This window comes from Chryseobacterium formosum, assembly GCF_026460885.1.
Lineage (GTDB): Bacteria > Bacteroidota > Bacteroidia > Flavobacteriales > Weeksellaceae > Chryseobacterium > Chryseobacterium formosus.
On sequence record NZ_JAOVZW010000001.1, the window covers coordinates 289,040 to 309,066 of the forward strand.

Sequence of the window (20,027 nt, forward strand, 5' to 3'; positions counted from 1 at the left end):
ATTTCAAATGAAAAAATTACTTGTTTTTATTTTACTTATGAGTTGTGGGAAAATTTTCTCGCAAGAAGCCGGCGTCTTCAAACAAGAAAATATAAACAAAGACAATACAATTTATACCGAAGCAGATAAAAATCCTGAATATCCTGGAGGTATTACCGCTTTCCAAAAAAGTTTTTCTCAAGCTTTTGATAAGAATAAAGTTTTAGAAACAGGCCATCTAAGCACAGAAGCACAATTTGTAGTTTCTAAAGAAGGGAATATTACTGAAGTTATAACTCTAGGACATAATCTAACGCTGAATCAGGAAATAAAAAGAGCAATATATTCCATAAAAGAAAAGTGGGTTCCTGCAGAAATTAAAGGAAAACCCGTCAATTTTAAATTTCGATTGCCCATCAAAATGAATATTTCTGAGTCGTAAAAATGCTTTCAGCTAAAAAAAATATTCAGAATATCTCAAAAATCCTTTTAATAATAGGGTTTGCATATTTCTTTTGGCTGATGCTGAAAATAACTTTAGAATACATTCCCTTAGATACTAATGTCAGTTTTTTAATGATTAAACAAACTGAGGTCGTCGAAAGACCTGAATATCTTTGGTTTTTCTACAGTCATGTTTACACGAGTATTTTTGTTTTATTCGCAGGATTTCTAGCTATTTTAAGAAAAGATTTCGCCATTAAAAACTTTCACAAAAACGCAGGGAAAATTTATATTTTTTTGATCTTAATTTTTGCAGCACCTTCCGGAATTTACATGGGGATTTTTGCCAATGGTGGTTTTTTATCTAAAATTTCTTTTGTGATTTTGGGCTGTCTGTGGTGGTTTACAACTTTTAAGGCTTATCAATTAGCCCGACAGAAAAAATTTAAAGAACACAAACAATGGATGTGGCGAAGCTTTGCACTCACAATTTCTGCCATCACTTTGAGAATGTGGAAAGTAATTATTGTATATTTATTCCACCCAAATCCGATGGATGTTTACCAAATCATTGCATGGCTCGGCTGGGTTCCAAATCTAATTTTAATTGAATATTTAATCAGAAAAAAGCACATTTAATTTATATGAAAATTTTAAAATTTACTTTAATTGCTCTCTTTGCAATCACTTTAACGAGTTGTAAAAAAGACGCAACAACCGAAGAAAAATCTAAAGACAGTTTAACTGCTAAAAAAGATTCTATCGTCATTCCTGAAGTCCATAAAGAATATTACGGAATTTACACCGGAGAATTTGCCGGAAAAGAGATGATGCATGATAATGAAGCTGATGAAGACTATGAAGGAATAAATATCAAAAGACTTTCTTTAAAAATCAACCGAATTACTCAAGATTCTGTGTACGGACAAAGTATTGTAAATGGAACACAAAGACCTTTCAGAGGAGTTTTCAATGAAGATTCTCAATCTTTTATTTTGGATGAGCCGGGAAATGATAAAACGGACGGAAGATTTGAAGTTAAGCTTAAAAACGACAGCATCACCGGAAAATGGACTGCCTTTAATAAATCTGCCGTAAAAGCTCCATTAAAAAATTTAAAACTGATCAAAAAAGAGTTCGTTTACAATCCAAATTTTATGTTGGATCAAAATTCTGAATTAATTGATTGGGAAAATCCGAGAGATTTTAAAGAAAAATACACCGACGAAGAAACAGGAAAAACAGAAACCTACACCCAATCTAAAAACAGAATTGCTTCTGATGCCGTTTTTAAAATCAATGCTTCCAAACAAAAACTGAGCGAAAAAGACATCAAAAACCTTCGAAAACTCGACATGGAAATCATTAAAAATTCGGTTTTTGCAAGACATGGTTATTCTTTCAAAAAACAGACGTACAGAAACTTTTTTGAGCAAACTGATTGGTATATTCCGGTTTCAAACAATGTTGATAGCGAACTTTCTCCGATGGAAAAAGACAATGTAGCTTTACTAAACCGTTTTATAAAATATGCGGAAGATAAATATGATTCTTTTGGAAGATAGTAGGTTGTTGTTGGGTTTTAGTTGTTAGTTGATAGATAATTAGGTGATTGAAAGAATTTATTTACCGAAGATTAAAGATACTTTTGTTGACTTGATTTAATTTTAACAAAAATATAAAGGATTAAACATCCTGCTCCGTAACACAGAATATCAATCCACGAGAAAGAATTTCCGATAACAATATACATTAGGCTTCCCGGTTGGAAGCCTAATTTTTCTGCAATATTGAAAAACTGGGCAAACTCTATCAAACAGGAAAACACAAAAATTCCGAGGATTAATTTTGTGTCGTTTACTATTAAAAAGCTTTTCACGAAAGTATAAAGTAACATCACGACAATGACGTCTCCCAAATAAGCTCTGATAAAGAATTGATCTTTTAAAACGGTGGCAATTAAAACCTCAACAAGGAAAATGAGGATTGTGATTAAAAAATATTTTAAACTAAATTTTATATGCATCATTTGAATTTATTTTTTAGATTTAATTTTACAAAAAATTACTGATAATCTATGGCACAATTAGAAACCTTTATTTTATACCTATTCATTCCTGTTGCTTTGCTTGTACTGTATTATGTGGGTTTCATCACCATGGCAAAATTAAAAATAAAACAATCTGATGATGATGTAAAAACACATTTTTTAAGAATATTCTATGGTTTTTTAACGATGGCTTCGTTTACGTTGATTCTTTTCATTTTAAAATGGCTCTTCACTTCCCTTTCTCAAGCATTTAAATAAAAAAACGAAACCTTTTTTTAGATTTCGTTTAACATGGAATATAATTTTAAAATTATTTTTTCACTTTAATTGTACAGCCGATTGCAACTGTTTTCGTCATTTTCACTGGTTCATTTTTCAGTAAAGCATCCATTGCATCTTCTACATAACGCTCTGAAACATCGTTAGGATCTTCGTAATTATTGTCGATTGCACCAATATATTTTACAACATTTTTCGCACCTTCTTTTTGAAGAATAAAAACGTGAGGGGTTTTTGTAGCACCATATTGAGGATACACTTTCTGCCCTTCATCCACCAAATACGGGAACGCAAACCCTTTTTCTTTTGCTCTTGCAACCATTTCTTTGAAACCATCTTCAGGTTGTACATTCGGATCATTCGGGTTAATGGCAATTACAGGATAACCAGCTTCTTTATATTTTTTATCGAGTTCTATGATTCTGCCTTCATACTTTTTCGCATACGGACAATGATTACAGGTAAAAACTATGATGAAGCCTTTTGCTTTCTTAAAATCGCTCAGAGAAACCATTTTTCCGTCTACATTTTTAAGCTTAAAATCTGTTGCAACATCTCCTACTTCGTAACCTTTTGTAGAAGTCGTTTTAGATTTTGGCTCTTCGTCTTTATGATTTGTTTTTGTAAAGCTCAGCAAACTTAGACCAACTATTGCTGCGGTCATTAAAATTTTGATATTTTTCATGATTTATAAATTTTTTGTGATAACATTTTCGAGTTCAGTTTTCGACATTTCACCATCGTTGAAGTGAACTTTTTCTCCATTTTTATAGACAATCGTTACAGGAATATTTCCGTCCCAGTTTTTTTCAAATTTAGGAATCCAAGTGTTCATTCTTTTGATATCATCCAATAAAACAACTTCTGCAGTCAGGTTTTTCTTTTTGATGAATTCAATTACACGCTCTTTATCTTTTGCCCGGTCTAAAGAAACCAAAAGCATTTTAAATTTTGGATTATTTTTAAATTTATTATTAACCTCTATAAAATCAGGAAGTTCTTTCACACAAGGTGCACAAGTCGTAGACCAAAAATTTAAAACCAATAAAACATTTTTTTCTTCTTTAATTTTCTGCTCAAGTAATTCGTATTTAATCATCGGTATATCATTTACGATAACCTGCTCTTGTGAATAACAGAGTGAAACACTGAAAACCAATACAATTAAACTAAAAAATTTCTTCATACTCAAAATTACAGAAAGCATTTTTAAACCAATGAGAAGCAGCTTGTTAAATTTTGTTAATTAATTAAAATACACCCGCTTAAAATTTAAAATCAGAATCTCATTTTTTCCAACCTAATTTCTGATTAAGATAACACCCGAAAACCAATGTTCATTTAGTGAATTATTGGTATTAAGTTTGATTACTCTTCATTAACTATACATCTGATAATTATCTCAGAATCAGTATTACTAAAATTAAATTTAATGAAAAAGGCGATTCTTTTCTTCGGTCTGTTTTTCGGAATAATTGCGTCTGCTCAAAACCATGATGGAGACAGCATAAATCAGGGTACGGCCAGTGAAATAAACCAAATTCCCGATTATGAAATCATAAAAAACAAAATAGATTTAAAGGATGTTGTTACGAAAGCAGATCAACTTCCGGAGTTTCCTGGTGGAATAGAAAAATTTAAAAAACGTTTTTTTGAAAGTTTAAAATCGTCAGATTCCAAAAAGAAAAAAGCAAACGACACCCGCTTATATTTTATTATTGAAAAAACAGGATATATAAAGAGTTTCACCGCTGTTGGATCAAACAAAAATGACCTTAAAGAAGCAGAAACAGCCATAAAAGGTGTTTTTGAAAGATGGAAACCCGCTTTAGTTAATGGTCAAGCGGTGCGTTACCTTATTTATTTTCCTCTAGAAGAATCTAATTCTAATATAGAAAACAAAAATATTTCTGAAAAAACTAATAACGTAGGTGCGGACAAAGGTTTGACTACTTCAGGAATCCCTGATTTAGAGTATGTAAGATCAAAAATAGATATCAAAGATGCTGTAACAAATGCTGATGAAAAACCTGAGTTTCCCGGCGGAATGGAGGCTTTTAAGAGAAAATATTTTGAAAGTATAGAAACATTAGATTTAAAAAACAACGAAAAAATAGATACCCGTCTTTATTTTGTTGTTGAAAAAACAGGATATGTAAGAAATGTTGTTGCTGTCGGAAGCAATAAGAAGCACGTTGAAGCTGCAGAATCAGGCGTAAGAGGAATATTTGCACGATGGAAACCCGCAAAATTAAGCGGAAAACCTGTTCGTTATTTATTCTATTTTCCTTTAACGAGTAAAAAATATTAGTTCTAAAGTTTATCTTAGCGAAAACTTTTACCCTGTGACAAAATTTTTAACGCTATTTTCTTTGCTCTTTTTCCGTTTCATTTTCGGGCAAGAAGCCATCAATGGAATAACAGAACTTAATGAATTAGCATTAATTCAAAAGAATGGTAAGATAAAAATAGATGCCGAAAAACCAGCTGTTTTTTCTCTCGGCAATACCGAATTTCAGAATCTCATCAGTAAGAATTTTAAAGTTCGAAAAGTTGTTACGAACTTAGAAAAAGAAACCTGCGAAATAATTTTTATTGTAGATAAAGATGGCTTTATGGTAGAAATTAAATCCTTTGGTACCAACGAAAGCTTTAACAACGAAGCTATAAGAGCCATTTCAAAAATTAAACAGAAATGGATTCCTGCAGAACTCAATGGAGAGAAAATTCGTTATAAATTCAAAGTACCTTTAACAATAAGTTTTAAATAAACTATTTATTACAATTTATCAAAATCATAAACCTTGCAAATATTTTCTATTTTTGGAAAAATTTAATCGTGAAAAAATTTATTCTATTCATTTTTTTAATTTTTAGCGAAATAGCTTTTGGGCAATATACCAATTCTCCTTCTCGCCTACAACTAATAAATATCCTTATCCGACTGAATCTGTAGATGTTGTTACTATTTATGAAAATCCCGATCAGGAAGCAGAATTTTCTGAAGGAAATAAAGTATTCAGGAATAAACTTCTAAAAGAGGTTGTCTTAAAACTTCAGAAAATGAAGATAAACTGAAAGGAATGTTCAGTTTTGTGATTGAAAGAGACGGAAGTATGACGGATGTGAAAGTTACCGGATTAAATGAAAGTTTCAATGCAGAAGTTAAAAGAGCAGTCAGAAGCATTAAAAACAAATGGAATCCAGCCATATATAAAGGTAAAATTGTAAGAAGCAGATTAAATATTCCTGTTTTCATGGCTAATAAACTTTAAATTAATTTTGAAAAGACATTTAACCTTATTTTCAGCTATTATTTTAAATGGTTTTGTTTTCGGACAAATCAGTGCTCCTCGTACAAGTCCCTCAAAACCAAAAGAAATTGATAATATCTCTACAGCTACAATATGTCACGATTTTCCAGATCATAAAGCTTACTTTCCCAATGGTAAAGAAGGTTTCACCAAAAAGATTGAGAATGTTATTACATTGGAATCTGTTAAATTAAAAAAAGGAGAAAAGATTTTTAAAGCGATTCTCAATTTCATTGTGGAAAGAGATGGAACTATCTCAGGAATTCAGGTAAGTGGTACAAATGAAAAGTTTAATAATGCTATTAAACTTGCCACAAAACAAATCAAAGGAAAATGGGTTCCGGCAAAGGAAAACGGGAATGTATTAAGGAGTAAAATGCAGATTCCTATTGTAATAAATTCCCATTAAAACTCACAAACACTCAAACACTCCGATTCAATTACTTTCCAATCATCTTCTTAATCGAATTCAGTTTCATCAAAGCTTCAATCGGAGTCAACGTATTGATATCGATTTTTGTTAATTCTTCTCTGATATTTTCCAAAACCGGATCATCCAATTGAAAGAAAGAAAGCTGCATATTTTCTTCCGTTACTCTTTTTATCGTGTCTGAGCTTCCGCTTTGTGAACGGCTGGCTTCCAAAGTTTTCAAAATATCATTGGCTCTGTTCACAACTTTCGATGGCATTCCGGCCAATTTCGCAACATGAATACCAAAACTATGTTCACTTCCGCCAGGAATTAATTTTCTTAAGAAAATGATATTTCCTTTGTTTTCCTGAATAGAAACATGGAAATTTTTCACACGTTCAAAATTCACAGTCATCTCATTCAACTCGTGGTAATGCGTTGCAAATAAAGTCTTTGCCTGAGTCGGATGCTGATGCAGATATTCTGCAATCGCCCACGCAATGGAAACCCCGTCATACGTTGATGTTCCACGCCCGATTTCGTCTAACAAAATCAAACTTCGATCTGAAATATTATTTAAAATATAAGCTGCTTCATTCATTTCGACCATAAAAGTAGATTCCCCCGCAGAAATATTATCGCTCGCTCCAACTCTTGTAAAGATTTTATCTAAAACTCCGATTTCAGCGTGTTTCGCAGGAACAAAACTTCCGATTTGCGCCATCAGACAAACAATTGCGGTCTGACGAAGGATTGCAGATTTACCCGCCATGTTGGGGCCGGTAACCATGATGATCTGCTGAGAATCTTTATCTAAAAAGATGTCGTTCGGGATATATTTTTCACCTAAAGGAAGTGCATTTTCAATGATCGGATGTCTTGCTTCTTTTAAATCGATTGAGAAACTATCATTCAAAACAGGTTTTGTATAACTTTCAGAAACCGCCAGTTCAGAAAGACCCACTGCGACATCAAGCTGTGCAATGATATTTGAATTTTCCTGAATTCTATCCATATAAATAATGGTATCCGAACACACTTTTCGATACAATTGATTCTCCAGAACACTGATCTTTTCTTCAGCACCCAGAATCTGACTTTCGTATTCTTTCAGTTCTTCGGTAATATATCTTTCCGCATTGACCAACGTTTGCTTTCTTATCCAATCAGAAGGAACTTTATCTTTATGCGTATTTCTTACTTCAATAAAATATCCGAAAACATTATTAAAATCAATTTTAAGACTTGTGATTCCGGTTCGTTCCACTTCACGTTGACACATTTCGTCAAGAAAACCTCTTCCTTTGTTCTGCAAGCCCCTCAAATGATCAAGTTCCTCGGAAATATTCTGTTTGATCACATTTCCTTTTGCAAGATTTACCGGAAGTTCTTCATTTAAATGATTCTCAAGTAATTCAATCAATTCATCTAATGAATTTAATGGTTCAAACCAAGCTAAAACATCTGCATGAGGATGAAGTAATCCCTTAATTTTCTGAATATTAATCAAACTTTGACGGAGGTAGCCCAATTCTTTTGGCGAAATTTTTTCCGCCGCCAGTTTTCCCATCAATCGATCCAAATCTGAAATAGCTCTCAATAATTGCGAAATTTCATATTTCAGATGATCGTTTTCGTTTAAAAAATCAATTAGCGAAAGTCGGCGACCAATTTCTTCCACCGATTTTAAAGGTAAAATAATTCTTCTTCTTAATAATCTTCCGCCCATTGGTGTGGAAGTTTTATCGATAATATCTAATAAAGATTTTCCTTTCGGATGGCTTGGATAAACGATTTCCAGATTTCTCAGCGTAAAATGATCCATCATCAAATAATCTTCCTGCGGAATAATCTGAATTTTGGTAATGTGCGCCAATAATTTATGATGTGTATCTTCAACCAAATAAGCGAAGATTGCTCCTGCAGCCGTAATTGCCAAAGGTAAACCTTCAACACCAAAACCTTTTAATGAATTGGTTCTGAATTGATTCGTGAGTTTTTCGTATGCAAAATTATATTGATACGCCCAATCTTCAAGTTTAAAAACATTTCTGTTTTTTAATTGTTCCGGAATTTGAACGCTTCGCTGATAAATAATTTCACTCGGGTCAAACGTGTTGATGATGTGTAAAATCTTATCTAAATTTCCTTCACTAACCAAAAATTCTCCCGTAGAAACATCAACCAGAGCAATTCCGTATTTTTCTTTTTCTTTATGAAGCGAAAGCAGGAAATTGTTTTTTTTGGAAGTCAAAACCTGATCATTGAACGTAACTCCCGGTGTTACCAATTCTGTCACACCACGTTTTACAATTCCTTTGACGGTTTTTGGATCTTCCAATTGGTCGCAAATTGCCACACGAATTCCGGCTCTGACCAATTTAGGCAAATAAGAATCCACAGAATGATGCGGAAAACCAGCCAATTCGATATGACCATCTCCATTGGCTCTTTTTGTAAGAACAATCCCCAATATTTGAGATGTTCTCACAGCATCTTGCCCGAAAGTTTCGTAGAAATCTCCCACTCTGAAAAGCAAAAGCGCATCAGGATATTTCGCCTTGATGGTGTTGTACTGCGTCATTAACGGGGTTTCTTTCTTCGTCGCCTTTGCCATTGAAATCGTTCTTAAAATTGGGTTGGTAAAAATAGGGAATTTAATTTTGGAGGCAAATGATTGATTTTAAAATCTCCCACAGATTTTCACGGATGATTGAGAATAAAAAATTTTGTAAAACAAATTGCCACAAATTAATTATTATCGTTGCTAAATTCAATTTCACTTTAAAAAATTCGTGCATTCGTAGCATAAAATCTTTTAAAATAAGTGGATAGCTAGAATTTTCATAAATTTAAAAATCTGCGACTTCAGTTTAATCTGCGAGATACATTTAAGCCAAAATTAAAATTTCTACGAAAAACAATAATCCGAATATTTTATCTTTGCACAAGACACGCAAACCATGAGAGTTTATAATACAAAACATTTCCTAAAAATACTGGTCAGCTTACACAAAAGCGACACCATGAAAATCCTTTTTCCAACAATGGTTTTGATGGGAATTTATTCTTTCGGGATACAATATCTCGAAATCGAATATCTTCATTTAACATCGAAATCTAAAGTCAGCAATGTTGGAATGATTCATTCTCTGCTTGGTTTTGTTTTGTCTTTATTATTGGTTTTCAGAACAAATACTGCGTATGACAGATGGTGGGAAGGAAGAAAACTTTGGGGAAAACTAGTGAACGACACAAGAAATTTCGCCATAAAAATCAATATTATCCTTGCCGATGACAGACAGTCTGCTGATCAAATTGCAAGATATTTAAAATATTTTCCACATTTTTTAGCAAAACATCTTTCACAAGAATCGACAAGACTCGCTTTGGATGAAGATTATTCTGAAATTGAAAAATCTTTGAGAAGTCACGGACCGACCGATATGATTATTCATCTGACTTATAAATTGCATCAGCTTAAAAAAGAAGGAAAGATTTCAGATGTTGAAATGTTGTATTTAGACACCCAGATTTCAGGTTTTCTGGATGTTTGTGGCGGTTGTGAAAGAATTAAAAATACACCAATCCCTTATTCTTACTCTTCATTCATTAAAAAGTTTATCATTTTATATGTTTTAGCTTTGCCTATTGCGTATGTCATCAATCTCGGATTATTTATGATTCCGCTGACTGTTTTTGTGTATTACGTTTTAATGAGTTTGGAATTGATTGCTGAAGAAATTGAAGATCCTTTTAATAATGATGAAAACGATATTCCAATGGAAACAATTGCTCAGAATATCGAGAAAAATGTTCACCAGATTATGGGAACAAAAAAGTAAAATTTGTAAATCTGAAAAGACATTAGATTTCGTAAATAATAAATATAAATTAATCTCAACAAATATATAGTGGTACACAAATTAAAACTGGAAGAACTTAACAGAATCGATGTAGAAACATTTAAAAAAGTTGAGAAAATACCGTTGATTGTTGTTTTGGATAATATCAGAAGTATGCATAATGTGGGAGCAACATTCAGAACGGCAGATGCATTTTTGGTTCAGAAAATTATTCTTTGCGGAATTACACCTCAACCGCCGCACCGTGAAATTCACAAAGCCGCTTTGGGAGCAACGGAAAGTGTAGATTGGTCGTATGAAGCAGATATTAATGTAACGATTGATGATTTGAAAAGTCAGGGTTTTGAAATTTTAGGAATTGAGCAGACTTCAAACAGTAAAATGATTTCAAATTTTACGATTGACAATACAAAGAAATATGCTGTAATTTTAGGAAACGAGGTAGAAGGAATTAGTGATGAAGCATTGCCGAATATCGATACATTTTTGGAAATTCCTCAATTAGGAACAAAACATTCTTTAAACGTAAGCGTTTGCGGAGGAATCGTAATGTGGGAGTTCGCAAAAGTTTTAGGTTTAAAATAAAAAACTTTGAGGTCTTTTCTGAGTAGAACGCCTTTGTGAACAAAGAATACGCAAAACAATATTAAAAAAATCTTAGCGAGCTTTGCGTTAAAAATAGTTTTAAAAAAATTCGCAAAAGCCCTAAAATAAAAAAACTGCGTCTGTCAAAAGACAGTGCAGTTTGAAATAAATCTAATAAAAAGTAAAAATGAAAGGCGACAAAGATACATTTATTTTTCACACAAACAAATTATTTTGACTGAATTTTTATTTCCATCAAAAAAAACAACAATTTTAAGAAAAGGATTCGTTTAATTTTTTATAAATTAGCACAATGTTTATCAAAGACTACGTCTCAAAAGATTTTCCTTGCTTTCACCTTACTGACTCTATAGAATCGGCTAGAGAAATGCTCGACGCTTTTGGATATACGCATATTTTCATCAAAAAATCACACCACTTTTACGGAGCCATCGCCAAAGATTTTCTTTACGAAGAAGAAGGCACGTTAAAAAACCTCGAACATCAGATTGAGCGTTTTGCAATTTTGGAGGATAATAATATTATGGACAGTATTCGTCTGTTTTATACCTTCAATACAAACGTAATTCCTGTGATTAATAAAAATGAAAAATATTTGGGATATATCGGTTGTGACGATGTTTTCCAAAATCTTTCGTTATATCCTCTGTTTTCTGAATCGGGAGCGACTTTAACGGTTGAAGTTCCGGCAAGAAGATACTCAATGACTGAAATTGCCAATATTATTGAGAGCAACAACTCAAAATTTTATGGTGGATTTATCAGTTTGATGTCTGAAGAAGCAATTCAGGTTACAATAAAAATCAGCAATGAAAATCTAGCGTCCATTGATGCAACATTCGACAGATATGACTACAGAATTGTTGAAAAATACTATTCTGACGAAAAGACAGATATGTTTAAAGACCGATTTGGTTTTTTACAAAAATTTATAGAAATATAACATGAAGGCAGCCATATATTCTCAGAAAAAAGATCTTGATACTTTTTTATATTTAAGCAAATTTATTTCTGAACTGGAAAGCAGAGGCGTAAAATCTGTTTTGTTTGATGAAATGGCAGAAGCTCTTCAATTCTCAAAAATATTCGAAACTTTTGGCAACAAACAGGATCTTATCGAGAAAAAAGTAGATTTATTTTTCACTTTTGGTGGCGATGGAACGATTGTAAATTCATTAACGTTTATTGAAGATTTAGAAATACCCGTTGTTGGTGTAAATACCGGAAGATTAGGATTTTTAGCAAGCTTCACCAAAGAAGAAGCCTTTAAAGAATTAGATTCTATTTTAAAAGGTGATGTGAAAACCAGCCGTCGTTCGGTGATTCAGGTCGTTTCGCCAGAACTGGATGATTTTTTTCCTTATGCCTTAAATGATGTTACCGTTTCAAGAAAAGAAACAACTTCGATGGTAACGGTAGATTCATATATTAATAATGAATTTTTAAATGTTTTTTGGGGCGATGGTGTTATTGTTTCCACTCCGACCGGATCAACCGCTTATTCTTTAAGTTGTGGCGGACCAATAATTTCACCCATCAATCAAAACTTTGTCATCACTCCTATTGCACCACACAATCTTAATGTAAGACCTTTGGTGGTGAATGATACAGTTGAAATTAAATTCAAAGTAGAAAGCAGAGTTCCGCAATATTCGCTTTCATTAGACTCAAGATTAATTCATATTGAAACTGATAAAGAAATTGTGATTAAAAAGGCAAGTTTTCAATTGTTATTGGTACAACCTAACAATTTAAGTTTCTACGAAACCATTCGCCAAAAGCTACTTTGGGGAAGAGATAAAAGAAATTAATCATTTCTCAAAATTGACTATCTTTACAAGAATTTTTAAAATATACCCTAATATTATATAAAAGCTAAAATATGAGCAGAATTTTCCCGGCAGGAGTTGCCACAGGTCAGTTAGTTACAGATATTTTCCAATATGCAAAAGAAAATAAATTTGCATTACCTGCAGTAAATGTTGTTGGATCAAGCAACGTAAATGCTGTGATGGAAACGGCTGCAAAGCTAAACTCACCGGTAATCATTCAGTTTTCAAACGGTGGAGCATCTTTCAACGCAGGAAAAGGATTGAGTAATGACGCTCAAAAAGCAGCTATTGTTGGTGGTATTGCAGGAGCGAGACATATTCACACTTTGGCTGAAGCTTACGGAGCAACGGTAATTCTTCACACAGATCACGCTGCAAAAAAATTATTGCCTTGGATTGACGGTTTGATGGATGCTAACGAAGAATTCTTCAAGCAAACAGGTAAATCTCTTTACTCTTCTCACATGCTTGATCTTTCTGAAGAATCTTTGGAAGAAAACCTTGAAATATCTGCTAAATATTTCGAAAGAATGAATAAAATGCAGATGACTTTAGAAGTGGAAATCGGTGTTACAGGTGGAGAAGAAGATGGTGTAGACAATTCTGGTGTAGACAACTCTTTATTATATACACAGCCTGAAGACGTAGCTTATACGTATGAAAAATTAAAAGCCGTTTCTGATAACTTCACGATTGCTGCTGCTTTCGGAAACGTTCACGGAGTTTACAAACCGGGTAACGTAGTATTGACTCCAAAAATCTTAGATAACTCTCAGAAATTTGTTCAGGAGAAATTCGGAACAGCTGAAAAACCAATTAATTTTGTATTCCACGGTGGTTCAGGTTCTACTTTAGAAGAAATCAGAGAAGCGATTGATTATGGGGTAATTAAGATGAATATTGACACCGATCTTCAGTTTGCTTATACAGAAGGAATCAGAGATTATATGGTAGACAATGTAGAATATTTGAGAACTCAAATCGGAAATCCTGATGGAGAAGAAAAACCAAACAAAAAATTCTACGACCCAAGAGTTTGGATCAGAAAAGGTGAAGAAACTTTCTCTAAGAGATTGGTTAAGGCATTTGAAGATTTAAATAACGTAAATACGCTTAAATAAAAATTATTAATGATAAATGATGAACGACAATTGATTTCAATTAAACAGTTTTTTCATCATTTATCATTTATCTTTCATCAATTATATTAAGATATGGCATTCGACTGGTTTAAAAGAAAAGCACAAAATATTACCACTTCTACAGACGATAAAAAAGATGTTCCGAAAGGACTTTGGCATCAAACTCCGTCTGGAAAAGTTGTTGAACATGATGAACTAAAGAAAAACAATTATGTTTCTCCTGAAGATGGATTTCACGTAAGAATTGGAAGTGCAGAATTTTTTGACATTCTTTTCGACGAAGGAAAATTCACCGAGCTTGATGCAAATGTTGAGAGTATTGATATGCTTAACTTTAAGGATACAAAATCTTACACAGACCGTTTAAAAGAAGTTAAAGCGAAGACAAAATTAACTGACTCTATCAGAAATGCTGTTGGAACTGTGAACGGAACTGAAATGGTAGTTTCTTGTATGGATTTTGCGTTCATTGGTGGATCTTTAGGTTCTGTAATGGGTGAAAAAATCAGAAGAGCGATTGATTACTGTATCGAAAAAAGACTTCCTTACATGATTATCTGTCAATCTGGTGGAGCGAGAATGCAGGAAGCAACGTATTCTTTGATGCAGTTGGCAAAAGTTCAGTCTAAATTAGCTCAACTTTCAGAAGCAGGTCTTTTGTACATCGCTTACCTTTGCGACCCGACTTTTGGTGGAATTACCGCTTCTTTCGCAATGACTGCAGACATTATTATGGCAGAACCGAAAGCATTGATCGGATTTGCAGGACCAAGAGTTATCCGTGAAACCATTGGTAGAGATTTACCGGAAGGTTTCCAGACCTCAGAATTTTTGCAGGAAAAAGGTTTCGTTGATTTCATCGTTAAAAGAACAGAAATTAAAGATGTCGTTTCTAAAACAATAAATCTTTTAGCCGTAAAAGCTTAAAATTTAAACTAAAAAACATATAATCTCTCTCAATTTGGGAGAGATTTTTATTTTATGAGGACTTTCAAAGTAATTTTCAACACAATCAGAAGCATGAGTTTAAAGAAAATTCTTAAACTCTTATCAGCTGTTTTGCCGCATCCTCTATTTTCTATTTTGAGTTTTTATGCAACGGTGAAAGCTTTTTCTATTGCACAAAATTTATACCCAAAAACCGCATCAAAAAACGGAGAAGGAAATGCTTTCCGTCACGCATTTTGGTGTTGTCTGATTATGATGTACTGCAGTAAGATTTCTTCGGCTCAAAAAGCTTACGATTTCTGCAAAAAAATTACAGATTTGCACGAAGAATTATTTCCAAATCAGCCTTTGGAAACCAAAATGGATCTCCATAATAACAAAATCGGAATGGATTATTTTATGGCACTTTTACCAGGAATTCACCGTCAGTTTTTTGAAAAAAGTTTTTTCATTGATGAATTAAAGAAGAAAACTGCCAATGCAAAGATTTTGAAAAATTTGGATGATGATTTTGAAGGTTTTTTGGTTTATTTGGATGAAAAATAACTTTTAAACATCTTTTCCTTCTTTACTTAATACTTTTAACTTCTTATTGAATCTTAATGGTTTAAATAAACTTCCAATTTTTAACATTAAAATTATTATCTTTTCTAAAAATTAATTTAATCAAATGGTTCTCAGCAGAATTTGGTCGGCTTTCATTATCATTGCCATCGCAATTGCAAGCATAAAATACATTTCGTCAAGCCATTACAAAACCATTTTTAATGATATGGTAGTTGGGAAAAGTGGTGACACCGTGAGAGTTGCAAAACAAAACATAGGTACACTTTCTCCTATTATCAGAGACAGCCTGATGAAAAAAAATGATTTCAGCGAAGGGCATATTCATTATAAAACCGATTCTTTAAAACAAAAAGTAACCACTTACCGCATACAATCGGCAGACGGTGTGATTGGAACTTCCGAAACAGCAGTGAAAATCTGTTTAGGTTTAATAGGAATTATGGCTTTGTTTATGGGCTTTATGAGTATTGCCGAAAAAGCTGGAGGAATCAATTTATTAAGCCGCTTAATTCAACCATTTTTCTCAAAATTATTTCCTGAAATTCCCAAAAACCATCCTGCCTTCGGTCACATGCTGATGAATTTCAGTGCCAATCTTTTAGGTTTAGATAATGCTGCAACGCCGTTTGGTTTAAAAGCGATGGAAAGTTTGCAGACTTTAAATCCAGATAAAGAAACGGCAAGCAATTCCCAAATCATGTTTCTCTGTCTTCACGCAGGTGGAATGACACTGATTCCTGTTTCTATCATTGCTTTGAGAGCCTCAGTAGGGGCGCAAAACCCTACAGATATATTTCTTTATTGTATGATTGCCACATTTGCGGCGACTTTTGCAGCTATGATTATTGTTTCAATTTATCAAAAAATAAATCTTTTACAGCCTGTTCTTTTAGCTTATGTTGGTGGAATTTCCTTATTGATTGGACTGCTTGTTTGGTATTTGACCGGACTTAGCAAAGAAAATTTAGATATTTTCAGTCAGGTTTTGAGTAACGGATTGATTCTTTTCATTTTCTTGGCTATCGTGCTTGGAGCTTTATATAAAAAAATAAATGTTTTTGATGCATTCGTTGACGGAGCGAAAGAAGGCTTTACAACCAGTGTGAAAATTATTCCTTATTTGGTGGGAATGTTAATTGCGATTTCGCTTTTAAGAACTTCAGGAGTTTTTGAGGTAATTATTGACGGAATGAAATGGGTTGCCAATATTTCCGGCTTTGATGCAAGATTTGTAGACGGACTTCCAACGGCTTTAATCAAACCACTTTCGGGCTCCGGAGCTCGTGGAATGATGATGGATACGATGGCAACATTCGGAGCAGATAGTTTTCAGGGGAAATTGGCTGCGGTTTTACAAGGAAGCTCAGATACGACGTTTTACGTAATTGCAGTTTACTTTGGAGCTGTAGCTGTGAAAAACACAAGATATACCGTAATTGCCATGTTATTGGCAGATTTGGTGGGAATTATTACTTCTATTGTGTTGGCGTATTTGTTTTTTGCATAAAAACATATAGTTCTGAAAAGCTTTTATATAATCTTCGACAAATGAAAATCAAATTAATATTATTGGCAGTTTTATCTTTTAATTCCTTGATATTTGCGCAGGGTGGTTGGAATATTGGCTATTTGAAAATTAAAAATGTCACAAAAGATGATGTTGGAAAAACATTTAGAATAGATTTCAAGTCTGAAGAATTAAAAGAAAAAGAACCTTTCATAAGATCTTATTTTCACTCAAAAGATTCCAATTTTCTTTATATTGACAGCAACAAAATAGAATTTATTGAGGTGAGAAAAATCTATACTGATGCAGGATATTATGAAGATCAATTTTTGGTTTGCAAAAAATGCAATACACCTCTACAAATTTTAGATATGATTTTGTTAGAAATTAAAGAAAATACATTAGTTTTCATGGCTGATTTCGAGATTGAAATAAATAATAAACCTGATAAAATAAACTTTAAAAAAGAAGTTGAAGTTCTCAAAAATGAATTGGAAGGATTAATCTTTTTAAATTCAAAATTTTAATTAAAACAAGATTTATGATCACAGATAAAGAATTCACATTGCGATTAATACGCCAGTTATCTCAAGCTTTAGAAAAACTGATTTTAGACAAACCTGAAGAAAGTTTAATGCAGAAAGACCTGGATTTCGACTCTCTAATGAAAGATATTTTTAAGTTTGATTTTAAAGAACTTTCAGCAAAATCAAAAGAAGAAGTCATTGAAATTGTAAAAGAAAGACAGGAAAGAGATCAAAAAGATTATTACGAAATGCTTGGAAATCTTTTTTACTACAACGGAAAAGTATTAGCTAACAATGATTTTTTAGACAAAGCAAAAACCTTCTACGAACTGTATTTACAGACGAGCGGAATTTTTGCGCTTCCCGTTATTAACAGAATTAATGAAATAAAAAAAGCACTTGAATAAAGTGCTTTTGTATTTTTAGAAGGTAATGTTATAACTTCCGGTGGATGAAACACTGGCTTTTTCGGCTTTTACATATTTCTTAACCCATGCAACAGAAGTGGAAACCACACAAGGATCTGAAACTCCGCCCGATCTTCTAGCGGAAGAAACATTTCCGGCTTTATCTACGGTATAAGCAATAGTAATCGATCCACTTGCTGTACAACTGTGACTCGGTTGAGCTCCTCCTCTTCCCATCGTTCCTGGAATATAACCAACTAATCGACGGTCAATTCCTACTTTGCTGTCGCCATTTCCATCTCCGCCTAAAGGATCACCATTATTTCCGATTCCGTCACCTGTTCCCTGACTTCCAGGTTTTGTTCCGCGACCTTTAATTAAATTTCCAATTGCTGCATTTCCTTTTCCGTCGCCGCTTCCAGTTTTAGAATTGGCTGTCGTTGCAGAACTTTTTGTGCTTTTCGTTGTAGAACTTGCCGTTGATTTTTTATTCGTTTTTGAATCTTCTTTTTTAGGTGCGGTAACTTTAGTATTGTTTCCAGTAATGATTTTATCTTTAACCTCCGTTTTTTTTGATTCAGGTTTTGGATCTGGAGTAATTACGGTTTTGGGTTCAGAAACCACATTTTCAACCGGTTCAGGAGCTGTTTCTACCGCTTTTGCAGCCAAACTTCCTTCTTGATTTGCCGGTTCATCAATTCCTGCTCCATTTCGGTTGTCTCCGAAATTAACCAGCATAGTTGTGATAACCTCAGGCTCTTTTTCACGAACCGTAGGTTTCATTTTATAAATGAAAACGAATATCAAAATAGCAGACCAAATAATGATAGAAAGCACTGCGCTTTTTAACTTATCTTTATTTTCTTCGTCTCTATTTATCGTGTAACCTCTCATTCTGACTATTCTTTAACCGTTGCAATCGCAATATTAAATTTATGCTTTTCTGCAATTTCCATTAAAAAAACAACATCTTTATGCATTGTGCTTTCGTCTGCTCTGATGGTAAATGATTTTGCAGATTTGCTCTGAAGATCAGCTACAATTGTTTGTTCTACCAATTCTTGACTTACAGGTTTATCATCTACATAATAAGAACCGTCCGGTTTTACACTTACCGTCATCGGATTCGGAATGTTATCTTCCACACTTCCCGTTTGAGGAAGTTTTACATCAATTGCACTTTGATTAGCCGCCGAAGAAGTAATCATAAAGAAAATCAACATCAGCAAGATAACATCTGTCATCGCTGCTAAACTGAATTCCGGGTGCGCTTTATTTCTTCTCTGAATTTTCATAGATTTATAAAGGTTTATTAATGATATCTAAAAATTCTCCAGAGATATTCTGAGTTCTCAAAACAAATTTATCAATTCTTGTTAGAAGTAAATTGTAGAAGAAGTTCGCCGGAATTGCCACAGCCAAACCAACCGCAGTTTGTCCAAGAGCAGTATAAATACCTTCAGAAAGCGTTTTTGGTGAAAAAGCACCTTCTGCATGAGATAAATCAAAGAAGGCAATAATCATCCCAATAACAGTCCCTAAAAGTCCCAACATCGGAGCAATACTTGGAACAGCCGCCAAAAGATTTAAATGTTTTTCCATATTGGCAACTTCAATCTGAGCCTGAGATTCCATTGCACTTACAATATCAGAAACAGGTCTTCCCAATCTTGAAATTCCTTTTTCTAAAATTCTTGATTCCGGTGAATTTTGCGTTTTACAATAATCTGCTGCAGCTTCTATTTTTCCGTTTCTTATGAAATCTTCAATGTTGTTCATAAAATTAGAATCTGTTTTGGAAGCCATTCTCTGAATAAAGAAAAATCTTTCAAAAAACAGATACACTGAGAAAACTCCCAATGATAAAACAGTTACCATCACTATCTTAGCGAAGATTCCACCATGGAAAAGGATATCCCAAAAAGAAAATTCAATTTTCTCGAGAGGTACAGCAGGTACAGCAACCTGTGCAAATAAAATCTGAGTAAGTTCCGTTAACAGCATCAATTAGTTTATTTATAATGGATTTAAACGACAAAAATAAAGGAATATTATCAATACTTATCTTAAAATAAGCTTAAAATATGAGTTTAAAATAAACATTCCGCCTGAAAACAGCAAATTTCTTTCCAAAAGTATATTTGAAA

At 33.2% G+C, this 20,027-nt stretch carries 25 protein-coding genes; 18 read left to right on the forward strand and 7 right to left on the reverse strand.

Annotated elements, in window-relative coordinates; genetic code table 11:
• Nucleotides 1-7: 7 nt before the first annotated feature.
• The 3 genes from OF897_RS01330 to OF897_RS01340 are packed head-to-tail and all read left to right on the forward strand — an operon-like array spanning nt 8 to nt 1,988.
• Complete coding sequence (locus OF897_RS01330; protein ID WP_267263891.1) at nt 8-421, forward strand: energy transducer TonB; 414 nt, start codon at nt 8-10, stop codon at nt 419-421.
• 2 nt (nt 422-423) lie between these two features.
• The gene (locus tag OF897_RS01335; protein ID WP_267263892.1) at nt 424-1,062 is read left to right on the forward strand and encodes a DUF2306 domain-containing protein; all 639 of its coding nucleotides are present in this window, start codon (nt 424-426) and stop codon (nt 1,060-1,062) included.
• 5 nt (nt 1,063-1,067) lie between these two features.
• The gene (locus OF897_RS01340) at nt 1,068-1,988 is read left to right on the forward strand and encodes a YARHG domain-containing protein (RefSeq protein WP_267263893.1); all 921 of its coding nucleotides are present in this window, start codon (nt 1,068-1,070) and stop codon (nt 1,986-1,988) included.
• 71 nt (nt 1,989-2,059) lie between these two features.
• Here the strand turns inward: OF897_RS01340 and OF897_RS01345 are convergent, their stop codons facing one another.
• Entirely contained in the window at nt 2,060-2,449 is a 390-nt protein-coding gene (locus OF897_RS01345) for a ribosomal maturation YjgA family protein (RefSeq protein WP_267264213.1), read from the reverse strand.
• A 51-nt stretch (nt 2,450-2,500) separates the two neighbouring features.
• Here OF897_RS01345 and OF897_RS01350 point away from each other — a divergent pair, with 51 nt between their 5' ends.
• Nucleotides 2,501-2,731, forward strand: coding sequence for a hypothetical protein (locus tag OF897_RS01350; RefSeq protein WP_267263894.1), 231 nt, complete (start codon nt 2,501-2,503; stop codon nt 2,729-2,731).
• Nucleotides 2,732-2,783: 52 nt separating this feature from the next.
• Here the strand turns inward: OF897_RS01350 and OF897_RS01355 are convergent, their stop codons facing one another.
• A complete protein-coding gene (locus OF897_RS01355; protein WP_267263895.1) occupies nt 2,784-3,437 on the reverse strand; it encodes a thioredoxin family protein in 654 nt (217 codons plus the stop codon).
• 3 nt (nt 3,438-3,440) lie between these two features.
• Entirely contained in the window at nt 3,441-3,938 is a 498-nt protein-coding gene (locus OF897_RS01360; RefSeq protein WP_267263896.1) for a TlpA family protein disulfide reductase, read from the reverse strand.
• Nucleotides 3,939-4,184: 246 nt separating this feature from the next.
• On the opposite strand from OF897_RS01360, the gene OF897_RS01365 reads away from it, so the two are divergent.
• From OF897_RS01365 to OF897_RS01380, 4 genes are all read left to right on the forward strand, one after another.
• Nucleotides 4,185-5,063, forward strand: a complete 879-nt coding sequence (locus OF897_RS01365; RefSeq protein ID WP_267263897.1) for an energy transducer TonB — start codon at nt 4,185-4,187, stop codon at nt 5,061-5,063.
• Between the two features lie 34 nt (nt 5,064-5,097).
• Nucleotides 5,098-5,523, forward strand: a complete 426-nt coding sequence (locus tag OF897_RS01370; RefSeq protein WP_267263898.1) for an energy transducer TonB — start codon at nt 5,098-5,100, stop codon at nt 5,521-5,523.
• A gap of 312 nt (nt 5,524-5,835) precedes the next feature.
• Complete coding sequence (locus OF897_RS01375; RefSeq protein ID WP_267263899.1) at nt 5,836-6,027, forward strand: energy transducer TonB; 192 nt, start codon at nt 5,836-5,838, stop codon at nt 6,025-6,027.
• Nucleotides 6,028-6,034: 7 nt separating this feature from the next.
• Nucleotides 6,035-6,475, forward strand: coding sequence for an energy transducer TonB (locus tag OF897_RS01380; protein ID WP_267263900.1), 441 nt, complete (start codon nt 6,035-6,037; stop codon nt 6,473-6,475).
• A 31-nt stretch (nt 6,476-6,506) separates the two neighbouring features.
• On the opposite strand, the gene mutS is transcribed toward OF897_RS01380, so the two are convergent.
• Nucleotides 6,507-9,095: a DNA mismatch repair protein MutS gene (gene mutS / locus OF897_RS01385; RefSeq protein WP_267263901.1), complete on the reverse strand. Its 2,589-nt coding sequence runs from the start codon at nt 9,093-9,095 to the stop codon at nt 6,507-6,509.
• Nucleotides 9,096-9,441: 346 nt separating this feature from the next.
• On the opposite strand from mutS, the gene OF897_RS01390 reads away from it, so the two are divergent.
• The 10 genes from OF897_RS01390 to OF897_RS01435 all read left to right on the forward strand — a co-directional run bounded on the left by OF897_RS01390 (nt 9,442) and on the right by OF897_RS01435 (nt 17,880).
• Nucleotides 9,442-10,323: a bestrophin family protein gene (locus OF897_RS01390; protein ID WP_267263902.1), complete on the forward strand. Its 882-nt coding sequence runs from the start codon at nt 9,442-9,444 to the stop codon at nt 10,321-10,323.
• 69 nt (nt 10,324-10,392) lie between these two features.
• On the forward strand, nt 10,393-10,929 hold the full coding sequence (locus OF897_RS01395; protein ID WP_267263903.1) for an RNA methyltransferase: 537 nt from the start codon (nt 10,393-10,395) through the stop codon (nt 10,927-10,929).
• A 313-nt stretch (nt 10,930-11,242) separates the two neighbouring features.
• A complete protein-coding gene (locus OF897_RS01400; RefSeq protein WP_267263904.1) occupies nt 11,243-11,893 on the forward strand; it encodes a CBS domain-containing protein in 651 nt (216 codons plus the stop codon).
• 1 nt (nt 11,894) lies between these two features.
• Nucleotides 11,895-12,761, forward strand: a complete 867-nt coding sequence (locus tag OF897_RS01405) for an NAD kinase (protein ID WP_267263905.1) — start codon at nt 11,895-11,897, stop codon at nt 12,759-12,761.
• Nucleotides 12,762-12,832: 71 nt separating this feature from the next.
• Nucleotides 12,833-13,903 (forward strand): class II fructose-bisphosphate aldolase, encoded by a 1,071-nt coding sequence (gene fbaA, locus OF897_RS01410; RefSeq protein WP_267263906.1) that lies wholly within the window; start codon nt 12,833-12,835, stop codon nt 13,901-13,903.
• 93 nt (nt 13,904-13,996) lie between these two features.
• The gene (gene accD, locus OF897_RS01415; protein ID WP_267263907.1) at nt 13,997-14,851 is read left to right on the forward strand and encodes an acetyl-CoA carboxylase, carboxyltransferase subunit beta; all 855 of its coding nucleotides are present in this window, start codon (nt 13,997-13,999) and stop codon (nt 14,849-14,851) included.
• 54 nt (nt 14,852-14,905) lie between these two features.
• Entirely contained in the window at nt 14,906-15,418 is a 513-nt protein-coding gene (locus OF897_RS01420) for a DUF6973 domain-containing protein (protein ID WP_267263908.1), read from the forward strand.
• 124 nt (nt 15,419-15,542) lie between these two features.
• The gene (locus OF897_RS01425) at nt 15,543-16,946 is read left to right on the forward strand and encodes a nucleoside recognition domain-containing protein (RefSeq protein WP_267263909.1); all 1,404 of its coding nucleotides are present in this window, start codon (nt 15,543-15,545) and stop codon (nt 16,944-16,946) included.
• A gap of 41 nt (nt 16,947-16,987) precedes the next feature.
• Nucleotides 16,988-17,473, forward strand: a complete 486-nt coding sequence (locus OF897_RS01430) for a hypothetical protein (protein ID WP_267263910.1) — start codon at nt 16,988-16,990, stop codon at nt 17,471-17,473.
• Between the two features lie 14 nt (nt 17,474-17,487).
• Nucleotides 17,488-17,880: a hypothetical protein gene (locus tag OF897_RS01435; protein WP_267263911.1), complete on the forward strand. Its 393-nt coding sequence runs from the start codon at nt 17,488-17,490 to the stop codon at nt 17,878-17,880.
• 15 nt (nt 17,881-17,895) lie between these two features.
• On the opposite strand, the gene OF897_RS01440 is transcribed toward OF897_RS01435, so the two are convergent.
• The 3 genes from OF897_RS01440 to OF897_RS01450 are packed head-to-tail and all read right to left on the reverse strand — an operon-like array spanning nt 17,896 to nt 19,884.
• Nucleotides 17,896-18,774, reverse strand: coding sequence for a ferric siderophore ABC transporter substrate-binding protein (locus OF897_RS01440; RefSeq protein WP_267263912.1), 879 nt, complete (start codon nt 18,772-18,774; stop codon nt 17,896-17,898).
• 5 nt (nt 18,775-18,779) lie between these two features.
• A complete protein-coding gene (locus OF897_RS01445) occupies nt 18,780-19,175 on the reverse strand; it encodes an ExbD/TolR family protein (protein ID WP_267263913.1) in 396 nt (131 codons plus the stop codon).
• Nucleotides 19,176-19,179: 4 nt separating this feature from the next.
• Nucleotides 19,180-19,884, reverse strand: coding sequence for a MotA/TolQ/ExbB proton channel family protein (locus OF897_RS01450; RefSeq protein ID WP_267263914.1), 705 nt, complete (start codon nt 19,882-19,884; stop codon nt 19,180-19,182).
• Nucleotides 19,885-20,027 lie beyond the last annotated feature (143 nt).